This window comes from Actinospica durhamensis (assembly GCF_018139695.1).
Lineage (GTDB): Bacteria > Actinomycetota > Actinomycetes > Streptomycetales > Catenulisporaceae > Actinospica > Actinospica durhamensis.
Genome location: NZ_JAGSOG010000249.1, coordinates 1 through 12,747, shown reverse-complemented (window position 1 = coordinate 12,747; position 12,747 = coordinate 1). Strand labels below are relative to the sequence as shown.

The 12,747-nt window shown below is 72.0% G+C and carries 9 protein-coding genes; 5 read left to right on the top strand and 4 right to left on the bottom strand.

The window, feature by feature from the left end; all coding sequences use genetic code 11:
- The 4 genes from KDL01_RS32330 to KDL01_RS32315 form a co-directional block, all read left to right on the top strand.
- The coding region (locus KDL01_RS32330; RefSeq protein WP_212532471.1) for an FAD-dependent monooxygenase at nucleotides 1–1,055 on the top strand (1,055 nt) is incomplete at its 5' end.
- A gap of 142 nt (nucleotides 1,056–1,197) precedes the next feature.
- Entirely contained in the window at nucleotides 1,198–3,639 is a 2,442-nt protein-coding gene (locus KDL01_RS32325; protein ID WP_212532470.1) for a serine/threonine protein kinase, read from the top strand.
- Between the two features lie 95 nt (nucleotides 3,640–3,734).
- The gene (locus KDL01_RS32320; protein ID WP_438802003.1) at nucleotides 3,735–6,761 is read left to right on the top strand and encodes a glycoside hydrolase family 2 TIM barrel-domain containing protein; all 3,027 of its coding nucleotides are present in this window, start codon (nucleotides 3,735–3,737) and stop codon (nucleotides 6,759–6,761) included.
- A 50-nt stretch (nucleotides 6,762–6,811) separates the two neighbouring features.
- A complete protein-coding gene (locus KDL01_RS32315) occupies nucleotides 6,812–7,318 on the top strand; it encodes a macro domain-containing protein (protein ID WP_212532468.1) in 507 nt (168 codons plus the stop codon).
- Nucleotides 7,319–7,357: 39 nt separating this feature from the next.
- On the opposite strand, the gene KDL01_RS32310 is transcribed toward KDL01_RS32315, so the two are convergent.
- The 4 genes from KDL01_RS32310 to KDL01_RS32295 all read right to left on the bottom strand — a co-directional run bounded on the left by KDL01_RS32310 (nucleotide 7,358) and on the right by KDL01_RS32295 (nucleotide 11,273).
- Nucleotides 7,358–7,864: an NUDIX hydrolase gene (locus KDL01_RS32310; RefSeq protein WP_212532467.1), complete on the bottom strand. Its 507-nt coding sequence runs from the start codon at nucleotides 7,862–7,864 to the stop codon at nucleotides 7,358–7,360.
- Nucleotides 7,865–7,967: 103 nt separating this feature from the next.
- A complete protein-coding gene (locus tag KDL01_RS32305; protein ID WP_212532466.1) occupies nucleotides 7,968–8,576 on the bottom strand; it encodes an HAD domain-containing protein in 609 nt (202 codons plus the stop codon).
- Nucleotides 8,577–8,630: 54 nt separating this feature from the next.
- Nucleotides 8,631–10,265, bottom strand: a complete 1,635-nt coding sequence (locus tag KDL01_RS32300; protein ID WP_212532465.1) for an AMP-binding protein — start codon at nucleotides 10,263–10,265, stop codon at nucleotides 8,631–8,633.
- 165 nt (nucleotides 10,266–10,430) lie between these two features.
- A complete protein-coding gene (locus KDL01_RS32295) occupies nucleotides 10,431–11,273 on the bottom strand; it encodes a metallophosphoesterase family protein (protein WP_212532464.1) in 843 nt (280 codons plus the stop codon).
- A 153-nt stretch (nucleotides 11,274–11,426) separates the two neighbouring features.
- Between KDL01_RS32295 and KDL01_RS32290 the strand changes: the two genes are divergently transcribed.
- Nucleotides 11,427–12,653, top strand: a complete 1,227-nt coding sequence (locus tag KDL01_RS32290) for a cysteine desulfurase-like protein (RefSeq protein ID WP_212532463.1) — start codon at nucleotides 11,427–11,429, stop codon at nucleotides 12,651–12,653.
- Nucleotides 12,654–12,747 lie beyond the last annotated feature (94 nt).

The following is a 12,747-nucleotide window of genomic DNA, read 5'->3' as shown; positions in this document are numbered from 1 at the left end:
CACGCAGGTGCACGTGCTGGCCGCACGGCCGGAGTAACGCCCGCGGACGGCTCGAGGCGCCCCGTGGCGCCCCGAAACGGTCCCCGCGCTGGCTGGTGCGCACCGACCTCGGCCAGGTCGCCCAGCACTTCGGCCGCCCCCTCGTCGTCGTGCCGCGGGTCGAGCTGATCGACGCGCTCAGCTCCCGCCTGCCCCCGGCCGCCCTCCACCTCGACACCCCGGTCGAGGAGGTGCTCGCGGGCGACGAGACCCGCGCGGCCCGGGTGCGCACGAAGCACGGCGAACGCAGCGCCGACCTCGTCGTCGCGGCCGACGGCCTGCGCTCCTCGGTCCGCGAGGCGCTGGTGCGCTCCCACCCCGGCCCCGCGTACGCGGGCTTCACGGCCTGGCGCATGATCGTCCAGGCGCCCGCCGGCCTGCGGATCGAGCCGAGCGAGACCTGGGGGCGCGGCGCCGTGTTCGGCATCGTCCCGCTCCCGGGCAAGCTGCTGTACTGCTACGCGACGGCGAACCTGCCGGAGGGAACGAGGTTCGAGGACGAACAGCGCGCGCTGCTCGAGCGCTTCGCCGACTGGCACGCCCCGATCCCCGACCTGATCCGCAGTACCGACAACGAGGCCCTGCTGCGCAACGACATCTACTGGCTGGACAAGCCGCTGCAGAACTACCACGTCGGCCGGGTCGCGTTCGTCGGCGACGCCGCGCACGCGATGACCCCGAACCTCGGCCAGGGCGGCTGCCAGGCCATCGAGGACGCCGTGGTGCTCGCCCACGAACTCGAGGAAGAGGACGACGGCGGGTTCCTCGACGTCGCCTCGGCTCTGGCCGCGTACACCGACGCGCGCCGCAACCGCACCGTCGGCATCGCCCGCCAGTCCTTCCGGGCCGGGCGCATGCAGCAGGCGCACTCCGCGTTCGGCATCGCTCTGCGCAACGCCGCCGTCGGCCTCGCCGGGCACCTCGGCTCCGGCCTGATGCTGCGCCAGATGGCCTCCGTGGCCGCCTGGACTCCGCCCAGCCCCTCGGACAAGGGCTACGAGAAGTTCCTGCTCTGATCCGCTCTGCCCGGCCGCGCCGGCGGCCCGCAATCCGCGCCCGACCTCGGTTTCGGGAGGGGTCCCTGACCGGGTAGGCCTACAGTGGCGCGCGCCGTGCGGCGACACCACAGGCCGGCGCAGTGGAGGCGGGGAGCGCAGCATGAACGGAATCAGTCCTCTGCTCGACACCGATCCCGAGCGGATCGGACCGTATCGGCTCGAGGGCCGACTCGGCTCCGACGCGCTCGGCCGCGACTATCTCGGCCGCGGCCAGGCGCGCGGCGAGCAGCAGGGGAGCCGCGCCGCGGTGGTCAAGCTCGTGCACCCGCACCTGGCGCAGCACGCGGGCTTCCGGGTCCGGTTCCGCCGGCAGGTGGACGCGCTCCGGCGGGTGCACGGGCGCTTCGTCGTGCCGCTGCTCGACGCCGACACCGAGGGCGCCGAGCCGTGGGTGGCCACCGAACACGTGGCCGCGCCGACGCTCGACGCCGTGGTGAAGTCGGGCGGGCCGCTGCCCGTCTCCGCCGTCTGGCTGCTCGGCGCGGGCCTCGCGGACGGGCTGGCGTCGATCCATCACGCGGGCGTCGTGCACCGGGACGTGAAGCCCTCGAACATCCTGCTCGCGGCCGACGGCCCCAAGCTGATCGACTGCGGCCTGTCCGCCGCGCTCGACGGCGCCACCACCCTGCAGGGCGACGCGCTGTTCGGCGGTGCCGGGTACGTCAGCCCGGAGCGCTTCCAGACGCCGTCGGCCACTCCCGCCGCCGACGTCTTCGGCCTCGGCGGCGTGCTCTGCTACGCGGCGACCGGCCACAACCCGTACGGCGAGGGCGAGCCCGCCGCCGTCTACTTCCGCACCGTGCACGCGGAGCCGTCCCTCGCCGACGTACCGGACCCGGCACTCAGAGAGCTGATCGCCCGGTGCCTGGCCAAGGACCCGGCAGCCCGTCCCTCCGCCACCGCGCTGATCCCGCTGCTGAGCCTGGCCGGGGCGCCCGCGCCGCAGCTGCCGCGACCTCCCTACGCCGCCGCCCATCCCGCACCGCTCGACCTCTCGACCGTCACCGACGTCGGCCACGTCGCCGGCGCCCCCGCGCGACGGTGGTCATCGTGGTCGCAGTGGTCGCCGAAGCGTCGGCAATGGAGCGTGCTGGGCGGGCTCGGAGCGCTCGTCACCGCGCTCATCGTCGTCTTCGCGGTGGTCCTGCCCGGATCACAGCACTCTTTGACGTTCCTGACCGGCCCGACCGGCACCGGCACAGGTTCGAGTACGAGCTCGACGAGCACCGCCGCGGCGTCCTCGTCCGTGTCCGGCTACCCCTGGGGCCTCGACGGCCAGGGCGGCTTCGGCGGCATCTGGACGACCGGCACCAGCGTCATCGTCGGCGGCGACCAGTCGCTCACCGCGTACGACGCGGCCACCGGCAAGCAGTTGTGGACCTGGACCGTGCCCGACGACGGAATCATGTGCAACATGAGCCAGGACACGTGGAACGGCGTCGGCGCGTTCGACTACGGCTCGATGAACACCACGGTCGGCATCGAGGAGTGCAACGAGCTCGAGACCGTCGACCTGTCCACCGGGAAGCTCGGCTGGTCCAAGCCGGTGAGCCTGATCCAGCCTGGCGCCACCGGCTTCCCCGACCTCGTCGGCGGGCTCGATCTGTCCATCGCGAACGGCGTCGTGGTCGCGCCGTACGCCGGCAGCAAGGACCCGGCCCCGGGTGCCGACAAGGCGGACGTCGACATGGTCAGCGTGAACGCGACCAGCGGCGCCGTGAACTTCGCGACGAACCTGGGTCCGGGTGGTGTCGCCGGCGGCTGCTCGCTCAGCGGCTTCGCGGAGGCGCTCGGCTCGCTCGTCTACGCGCTCGGCAGCTGCGGCGGCACGACCAGCCTCGTCGCGGTGAGCGGACACGGCGGCACCACGAAGATCAGCACCGTGGCGCCGCTGGACGAATGCGGCAACGTCAGCGCCGCCACGATCTCCGCGTTCATAGCCGTCGATCCGCAGTTCATCGTCATCGGGTGCGAGCTGGCCAGCCCCCAGGAGGAACTGCTCATTGTGCCGGCCGGGGTGACCAACCACGTCGTGGTGGCGAACGTGCAGGGCTCTGACACCGCCGTCGTGGGCAGCAGCGGCATGAACGGCAACGGCACGTCCGGCCTGCTGATGTCCGGCGACATGCTCTACCTGCCGGCCGCGCCCAGTTCCCGCTACGCGTCCTCGACGGAGGGAATCCTCGCGGTGGACCTGGCCACCGACAGCGAGAAGTGGAACCAGACGCTCGTGCAGAGCCCCACGGACACCGACATCACCGAGCCGCTCGCCGTCGACGGATCGAAGGTGGTCGTGATCTCGGGGCACTACGGCGCGCTCTCGCTCTACACGCTCAACGGCGCGAGCGGCGCGGCGCTCTACAGCAGCAAACTCACCGCCGAGCAGAACAAGGCGTTCACCGTGGACGCCTCGGCGTTCGTGACCGACTTCTACGCCGTCGGCACGAACAACGACCTCGCCGTGGTGTTTCCGCTGAGCAGCGCGAGCGCTGGCGTCCCGGGGCTGATCGCGATGCCGTACCCGACGCCCTCAGGCATCTGACGGATCTTGTGTCTCGCGGAGCGGCTCGCTAGTATCCGCACGCAATCGAACACAGCCGGACAAGATCCCAACATGGGCGCGAGGGGACAGCGATGATGGACTCCGAGGACGCTTTCGGGTACGTCGAGTCGTACCGGCCGGGCCGCGGCCGACGTCCCGCCCGCGCGTCGTTCGCCTCCAGCCTGCCCTCGCTCGAACTCGACGGCACCTGGCGCTTCCGGCTGGCGCACGGCCTGTCCGATCTCACACCCGGCTTCGAGGCCGCGGAGTTCGAGGCGGCGGGCCCGGAGGCGGCGGACGACGCGGCGGCCCGGGGCTGGACCGACCTGCCCGTCCCGAGCCTGTGGCAGCTGCACGGCCACGGCTCGCCCGCGTACACGAACATCGTCTACCCGTTCCCGGTCGACCCGCCGCGCGTGCCCGACGCGAACCCGACCGGCGAGTACCGCCGCGCGTTCGAGGTGCCGGCGGACTTCCCGCTGGGCCCGGGCGCGACCCTGCGCTTCGAGGGCGTGGACTCGTGCTTCGCCGTGTGGCTCAACGGGATCGCGCTCGGCGACGGCAAGGGCAGCCGGCTGCCGACCGAGTTCGACGTCTCCCACGCCCTGCGCGTCGGGCCGAACGTGCTCGCCGTCCGGGTGCATCAGTGGTCTGCCGGAAGCTACCTGGAAGACCAGGACATGTGGTGGCTCTCCGGCATCTTCCGGTCCGTGCGGATCCTGACCCGCGGTATCGAGGACTTCTTCGTGCACGCCGACTACGACGCCGAGACCGGCACCGGCACCCTGCGCGTGGACACGCCGCACGCCGCCACCTTGTCTGTGCCCGAACTCGGCCTCGAGCACGCCGACCCGGCCGGTCCGCACGTGCTCGCGGGCGTCGAGCCGTGGTCCGACGAGACGCCGCGCCTGTACCAGGCCGAACTCGTCGCCGACGGCGAGCGGGTGCCGCTGCGCATCGGCTTCCGCAGCGTCGCCGTCGAATCCGGCCGGATCCTGGCCAACGGCAGGCCGATCACCTTCCGCGGCGTGAACCGGCACGAGTGGCACCCGCGCACCGGGCGCACGCTCGACCGCGCGACCATGCTCGAAGACGTGCTGATGATGAAGCGGCACAACGTCAACGCCGTGCGCACCAGCCATTATCCGCCGCACTCGGAATTCCTCGAGCTCTGCGACACCTACGGCCTGTGGGTCATCGACGAGTGCGACCTCGAGACCCACGGCTTCGAGCGGGTCGGCTGGCGCGGCAACCCGAGCGCCGACCCGGCCTGGCGCGAGGCCTACCTCGATCGGGCGCAGCGCACGGTCGAGCGGGACAAGAACCACCCGTCGATCATCATGTGGTCCCTCGGCAACGAATCCGGCGTCGGTGAGAACCTGGCCGCCATGGCCGAGTGGATCCGCACCCGCGACGGCAGCAGGCTGATCCACTACGAAGGCGACCGCGAGAGCTGCGCGTACGTCGACGTGTTCTCCGAGATGTACACGGGATTCGAGGCGGTGAAGCTGCGCGGCCTGGCCCAGGAGGCCCCGACCGCCGACTCCGCGCACGACGCCCACCGCCGCGCCCTGCCGTTCATGCTGTGCGAGTACGCCCACGCCATGGGCAACGGACCCGGCGGCCTGCGCGAATACCGCGACATGTTCGACGCGCACCCGCGCCTGGCCGGCGGCTTCGTGTGGGAGTGGATCGACCACGGGATCGAGCGGACCGACGCGAACGGCGCGACGTACTACGCGTACGGCGGAGACTTCGGCGAGGAGGTCCACGACGGAAACTTCGTCGCCGACGGCCTCGTCTTCCCCGACCGCACCCCGTCACCCGGCCTACTCGACTACAAGCGCATCAGCGAGCCCGTACGCGTGTCCTGCGACACCGAGACCAGGACCCTGACGATCGAGAATCGCCACCACAGCCGCGACACCGGCTACCTGACGTGGGCCTGGCAGGTTGAGGGCGACGGCGTCCTGATCGCACAGGGAACGCTCGACGTGGAACCCATCGCCCCGGGATCGAGCGCCACCCTCCCGTGGCCCGAGCAGGCGGCGCAGCAGCCTGACGAGCCCGGTGACGCGGTTACAGAGCACTGGCTCACCGTCTCCGGCGCGCTCGCCAAGCCCGAGCCCTGGGCTGACGCAGGCCACGAAGTCACCTGGGGCCAAGCCCCCGCCCACACGCCCGAGCCTGTCGCGTCCCGCCTCTCACCAGCCCCGGCCACCAGCCTGCCCGCGCACGCGGCTCCTGCCACACCTGCCGCCATCCACCTGGGCAACGCCGAGTTCGACGCCCACCACGGCGTCCTGCGCAAGATCGGCGCCATCGGGCTCGACGGCCCGCGACTGGACCTCTGGCGAGCCACCATCGACAACGACGAACGCACCATCTACGGCACGCCGCTCGCAACGACCTGGCGCGCCGCGGGCCTGCATCGCCTGCACCACAAGACGTTGAGCGTCGAGCCGAGCGCCTCCGGCCTCGTCGTGCGCGAACGAGTGACCGCGGCAGGCGTCGACCACGGCATAGACGCCACCTACCGCTGGGCCGCCGCCGCTGCTCCCACCGCAGGAGACGGAGACGAGACGCTGTGGCTCACCCTCGAACTCCAGCCCTACGGCACCTGGCCCTGCTCGCTGCCCCGCCGAGGCGTCGCGCTTTCGCTCCCGGGCGCCCTCGACCAGGTCGAGTGGTTCGGTGAAGGCCCCGGCGAGGCCTACCGCGACACCGGCGCCGCCGTACGCGTCGGCAGGTTCCGCGCGTCCGTGGCCGGGATGCAGACCCCGTACGTCCGCCCGCAGGAGAACGGCAACCGCCGCGCCGTCCGCTGGGCCCGATTCACCGGCGCCGACGTCGGCGGCCGCGGCGGTAACGGGGTGACCGGCGCATCCGGCCTGGAAATCCTCGGCGCCCCACACACGAACCTGACGGCGCGCCCGTGGCGCACCCAGGCCCTCGACGCCGCGCAACATCGGCATGAACTGCACCCCGACGGTCTGATCCACCTGTACCTCGACGACGAACACTGCGGCATCGGCAGCGCCGCCTGCGGCGACCCCCTCCCCGCATCCGAGCACGTCCAGCCCACACCGGCGACCTTCACCCTGGGATTCAGGACGGTCTGACCCGAACCGCGTCACCGGTTTCTGTCAGTGCCCCCGGCTAACGTGGTTCCATGGGAGAGAACACGGGGTCGGACACGGGCATCACGTACATCCGCGGCGACGCCACGTCGCCGCACGGCAAGGGCCGCAAGCTGATCGCGCACGTCTGCAACGACCTCGGCGGCTGGGGCAAGGGCTTCGTGCTGGCCGTCTCGAAGCGCTGGCCCCAGCCCGAGACCGAGTACCGCCGCTGGCACAAGGAACGCGCCACCAACGGCTTCGGCCTCGGCGCCCTCCAGGTCGTGCGGGTCGAGCGCTACATCTGGGTGGCGAACATGATCGGCCAGCACGGCATCCGCCCCGGGAGCAAAGGCCCGCCCATCCGCTACGACGCGCTCGACACCGCACTCGCCAAACTCGCCCTCGAAGCCCGCGACCTCGGCGCAACGGTCCACATGCCCCGCATCGGCTGCGGCCTGGCCGGCGGCAGCTGGGACCGCGTCGAGCCGCTCATCACGCAGCGCCTGACCGACGCCGACATCACCGTCTGCGTCTACGACTATGCCGATCCCACGTAGCCCATCCACGACAGGCCTAGGCTGCCGATCCGGAGCAAGCTAGAGGCCCAGCCGGACCGGCTCGGCCGGAGCCCCTGCAGAGAGCAACTCGGCCAAGGGCGTGGCGAGGTCGCGGGGCGAGAACAGATCGGGTCCGGTGTGGCCGGCGATCTCCGGGAACCGCCACCAGCGGAATGCCGCCAGGTTCTCCTCGGCGGCGAGCTGATCGTCTGTCAGCTCGCCTCGGGGTTCGAAACGACTCGTCCTGACGAGGAAGTAGTCGTTGATGATGCCGTCGTGGCCCGGCGCGTGGTCGGGGCCGACGACGACCTGGTGCCAGACGTGCGGCGGGTCGGCGGTGATCGCCAGACCGATCTCCTCACGGAGCTCACGGCGCAAGGCCGTGAGCTGGTCCTCGCCGGGCTCGATGCCGCCGCCTGGAGCCGCCCACACGGCCTTCTCCGGCCCGGGCACCGCCGGGTGCGGGAAGACGAACCGGCAGAGCAGGATTCGATCCTCCTCGTCGAGGATGATCGCACGGGCTGAGCAGCGCAGGTTCAGGTCCATGCCAGCACCGTAGATCGGCATGCTGACAAGAAGCACCGTTACTGGCCGGCGATCACACCGCTGATCCGCACACGTGCGACGGCGGTCTTCACGCGGATGCCCGTCACAGCTGCTTCGCCCACCGCTCGACCGCCTCGAAGTCGCCGTCGCACAGTCCCAGTGCGGGATCGATCGGCAGCAGGAGCGTCGGCGCGGGGTGGTGCGCGTCGCACCAGCGGATGTCGGCGGCCTCGAGCTGGTCGTCGAACCATGCGAAGGGCCGGCCGGCGGCGTACGCCGCGACGAAGCGCGTCTTCCAGAACGTCGCCTCGTCGTCCTCCGCGTCGCCGCTGCCTCCGTCGAGGGCGCTGCCGAACATGTCCTGCTGCGTCCACTCGACCACCGGCAGCTCCGGCAGGTCGAGGTGCGGACCGATCCACTCGTTCGCCTCGTGGCCCCACGTCGTCGCCCAGACGAGCTCGACCGGGAGCCGCAGCAGCGCCCCGCCGTGGGACGGATTGAGCCAGACCCGCAGGGTCGGTATGCGCTCGCCGCCGCCGTCGAGCGAGACCGGCGGATAGTCCTGCGCCCACGACGCGGGACGCATCCGGTGTGTCAGGTAGCCGTCCGGGTGGTCCTCGACGGGCGCCGCGTACGGATTGAGCGGACCGTCCACGTCGAGAAAGAGGATCGGCCCGCCACCGCCCGGCTCATCGCCCGTCCGCGACCCCACGCCCGACTCCGAACCCACGCCTGCCCCTGCCGCCATGCGCCCTTCCGCCTTTCCTCACCTGCCCGGCGTGCCACCACGCTCCCGGTCCCGCAACTCCCGTCGCAGAATCTTGCCAGACGCGGACTTCGGCACGATGTCCACGAACTCCACCCGGCGGACCTTCTTGTACGGGGCGACGTGTGCGGCGACGAACTCGACCACCTGGTGCGCCGTCAGCTCGGTGCCCGACTGCCGGACCACGAAGGCCTTCGGGACCTCCTCGCCCTCCTCGTTGCGCACGCCGATGACCGCCGCGTCCGCGATCGACGGGTGGGTCAGCAGCAGCGCCTCGAGTTCGGCCGGGGCCACCTGGTAGCCCTTGTACTTGATCAGCTCCTTCATCCGGTCCACGATCGTGACCACGCCGCGCGCGTCCACCGTGGCGACGTCGCCGGTGTGCAGGAAGCCGTCGGCGTCGATCATCGCGTCGGTCGCGGCGGCGTCGTCGAGGTAGCCGAGCATCACGTTCGGGCCCTTCACACACAGTTCGCCGCGCTCGCTCACGCCCTCGCTCGGCAGCTCGATCTCGGCGCCGGTGGCCGGGTCGAGCAGCTTGTTCTCGGAGTTCGGCGCGGCGAAGCCGACACTGTCGCAGGGCACGTCCTTCGCCGTGGAAGGGGTGAAGTGGGAGACCGGGCTCAGTTCGCTCATGCCGTAGCCCTGCACCACGGTGACGCCGAGCCGGTCCTCGAGGGCCTTGCCGAGCTCGCCGTCCAGCGGCGCCGCGCCGGAGAAGACCACGCGCAGGTCGGACAGGTCGTACGCGTCCACGGCCGGGTGCTTGGCCAGCGCGACCGCTATCGGCGGGGCGATGAACGCCCAGGTGACGCGGTGGGTGGCCATCGCCTCGAGGAACGCGGTGAGCTCGAAGCGGGGCATCGTCACGAGCGTCGTGCGCAGCCGCAGCGAGAGGTTCAGCAGCACCGTCATGCCGTAGATGTGGAAGAACGGCAGCACTGCCATGATCATCTCGTCGGGCTGGATGCCGAAGTTGGTCTCGATCTGCGCGAGGTTGGCGACGAGGTTGCGGTGGCTCAGGCGCACGCCCTTCGGCCGGCCGGTCGTGCCCGACGAGTAGGGCAGGGCCGCGACGTGCGTCGCGGGATCGATGTCGACCTCAGGCGGCTGGTGCCCGAGCGCGGCGAGGTCGGACAGGCGCGCGTGGCCGCCGCCCGTGCCGCCCACGCCGTCCGTCCCGTCGCCGCGTCCGAGCAGCAGCACGCGCTCGTCCGGCAGCCCGGCGGCCGTGGCGCCGGGAAGGGCGGTGCCGGTCACGGCCGGGTCGGTGATCAGCGCGATCGCGTTGCTCGCGCGCAGCTGCCGGGCGACGTCGTCCGCCGTCGCGAGCGTCGGGATCGTGGTGACGGCGGCGCCCGCGCGCAGGATCGCGTGGAACGCCACGCCGAACTCCGGGCTGTTCGGCGCGTGCAGCGCCACCACGGAACCCGGCGTCACCCCGAGCGAGGCCAGCGCGCCGGCCGCGGCGAGCACGCGGTCGTGCACCTGCTGGAAGTCCACCCGCTCGCCCGTCGCCGCGTCGATGAACGCGGTGCGCCCCGCGCCCTCGAGCCGTCCGGGCGCGCCGAAGACGTATTCGAACAGGGAGACATCCGGGATCCGCACCGGCGGGAACGGGCTCGCGAAGCTCATGACCGGCCAATCTGTCGAAGGCTGACGCGCAGGGGTGAGTCGCAGAGTAACGGAAGGCGTCGCACTGTCCAGCGCGCCCCACGTCCCCCGGAACCGCGCGTGTCGCCTCGCCCCGTCAGCCGCACCCACAGGCCATGCTTCGTCAGCTCCGCCCGCCCGGCGGTGTCACCGCCGCCCGCCCGGCAGGATCAGCCGCGGCCGGGGCGCCGGTCCGCGCCGGCCCCACTCGCGCGGATAGCCGAGGGAGACCTCTTCGAAGCGCACCCCGTCCTCCTCGGTCGTGCGCGGGATGTGCAGGTGGCCGTAGACGACCGTGCGCGCATCGAAGCGGGTGTGCCATTCGGCCGTGCGCGTCGTGCCGCACCACTGCGCGAACTCGGGGTAGCGTAGGGGAAGCGTCGGCGCCTTCGTCAACGGAAAGTGGTTGATGAGCACGGTCGGCAGGCCCTCGGCCCGCTCCGCCAGCCGCCGCTCGGTCAGCGCGACCCGCGCCGCGCACCACTCCTCGCGCGACGGGTAGGGGTCCGGATGCAGCATCACCTCGTCGCTGGCCATGATGCCCGCCTCCGCGGCCACGGCCAGGCCCTCCTCCTTCGTCGTGGCGCCCGGCGGCAGGAAGGAGTAGTCGTAGAGGACGAACAGCGGCGCGATCAGGGTCCGCTCCCCGTCGGGCCCGTGCCAGACCTCGTAGGGGTCCTCCGGCGTGACCACGTCCAGCTTCCGGCACAGCTCGACCAGCTGCTCGTAGCGCTCCGTGCCCCGCGACTGCACCTGGTCGTTCCTGACCGTCCACAGCTCGTGGTTGCCCGGCACCCAGAACACCTTCGCGTACCGGCCGCGCAGCGTGTGCAGCGTCCACGCCACGTCCAGGAACCGCTCCGCCACGTCCCCGGCCACGATCAGCCAGTCCTCGGGCGTGTCCGGCTCGAGCTTGTCGACGTACTCGCGGTTCTCCGCATAACCGACGTGCAGATCGCTGATCGCGTACAGCCCCGCGTCCCCGGCCATCGCACCCTCCTTACCCGCGCCGCGCGCACTCCCGATCATGCTAGCCGCACCGGCGGGGCGCAGGGCGCAGACTCAGCCCGCCATCCTGCTTGATTTTCCCCAGCCGGTACTCTGCTACCCCCGCGCCCCAAGCCACGCACCGCAGGAGACCCCGTGAGCTACGACGTCGCCGCCGTCCGCACACAGTTCCCGGCCCTGGAGGCGGGATACGCGCACTTCGACGGGCCCGGCGGCTCGCAGACGCCGCGGCCGGTGATCGCCGCGATGGGCGAGGCGTTGGCCGGGCCGCTGTCGAATCGCGGGCAGTGGACTGTGGGGGAGCGCAACGCGGAAGGGTTCGTGGACGCGGGACGCCTGGCGCTGGCGGACCTGCTCGGGGCGTCGGCGTCCGGAGTCGTGTTCGGCCGGAGTGCGACGCAGCTGACGTACGACTTCTCGCGGACGCTGGCGAAGTCGTGGGCACCGGGGGACGAGGTCGTCGTGTCCCGGCTCGACCATGATTCGAACATTCGACCATGGATTCAGGCGGCCGAGGCGGTCGGCGCGGTCGTGCGCTGGGCCGAGTTCTCGCCGCGGACGGGCGAACTGACCGCCGACGACGTCCGCGCGGTGCTCGGCGAGCGGACCCGGCTGGTGGCGGTGACGGCGGCGTCGAACCTGATCGGGACGCGTCCGGACCTCCCCGAGATCGCCCGGGCCGTGCACGGCGCTGGGGCGCTGCTGTACGTCGACGGGGTGCACTACGCCGCGCACGCGCTGGTCGACCTGGACGCGCTCGGCGCCGACTTCTTCGTGTGCTCAACGTACAAATTCCTCGGCCCGCACCTCGGCGTGCTCGGCGCGGCCCCGGCGCTGCTCGAGACGCTCACGCCCGACAAGCTGCTGCCCGCGACGAACGCCGTACCCGAGCGCTTCGAGTTCGGCACGCTGCCCTACGAACTGCTCGCCGGCGCGCGTGCGGCGGTCGACTTCCTGGCCGGGCTCGCGGCGGTGGCGCCCGGGGACGCGGGCCACGCGCCCGGTCGCCGGGCCCGGCTGGCGGCGTCGTTCGCCGCGTTGGACGAGCACGAGGACCGGCTGCTGGCCCGGATCGAGCACGGCGTGGCCGACATCGGGGGCGTCACCGTGCACTCGCGAGCGCAGCGGCGCACGCCGATGCTGCTGCTGACGTTCGAGGGCCGCGACACGGTCGAGGCCTACCGGTTCCTGGCCGAGCGGAAGGTGCACGCGCCGTCAGGGTCCTTCTACGCCCTGGAGGCCTCGCGCCGCCTCGGGCTCGGCGACGGCGGCGGCCTGCGCGTCGGGCTCGCGCCGTACAACGACGACGCGGACGTGGACCGGCTGATCGAGGCGCTCACGGACTTCCTCGGCCGCGGCTGACGCGGCTGCCGCACTGCCGCACCTGCCGCAACTGACGGGGGCGGCGTACCGGGCCCGCGCCCGGTACGCCGCCCACCGCGTGTCCGCCTACTCG

Excerpts from the sequence above, each read along its gene's own strand:
- KDL01_RS32310 (WP_212532467.1), bottom strand. The coding sequence starts at position 7,864 with ATGGACCTGAACCTGCGCTGCTCAGCCCGTGCGATCATCCTCGACGAG.
- KDL01_RS32325 (WP_212532470.1), top strand. The coding sequence starts at position 1,198 with ATGAACGGAATCAGTCCTCTGCTCGACACCGATCCCGAGCGGATCGGA.
- KDL01_RS32315 (WP_212532468.1), top strand. The coding sequence starts at position 6,812 with ATGGGAGAGAACACGGGGTCGGACACGGGCATCACGTACATCCGCGGC.
- KDL01_RS32300 (WP_212532465.1), bottom strand. The coding sequence starts at position 10,265 with ATGAGCTTCGCGAGCCCGTTCCCGCCGGTGCGGATCCCGGATGTCTCC.
- KDL01_RS32320 (WP_438802003.1), top strand. The coding sequence starts at position 3,735 with ATGGACTCCGAGGACGCTTTCGGGTACGTCGAGTCGTACCGGCCGGGC.
- KDL01_RS32295 (WP_212532464.1), bottom strand. The coding sequence starts at position 11,273 with ATGGCCGGGGACGCGGGGCTGTACGCGATCAGCGATCTGCACGTCGGT.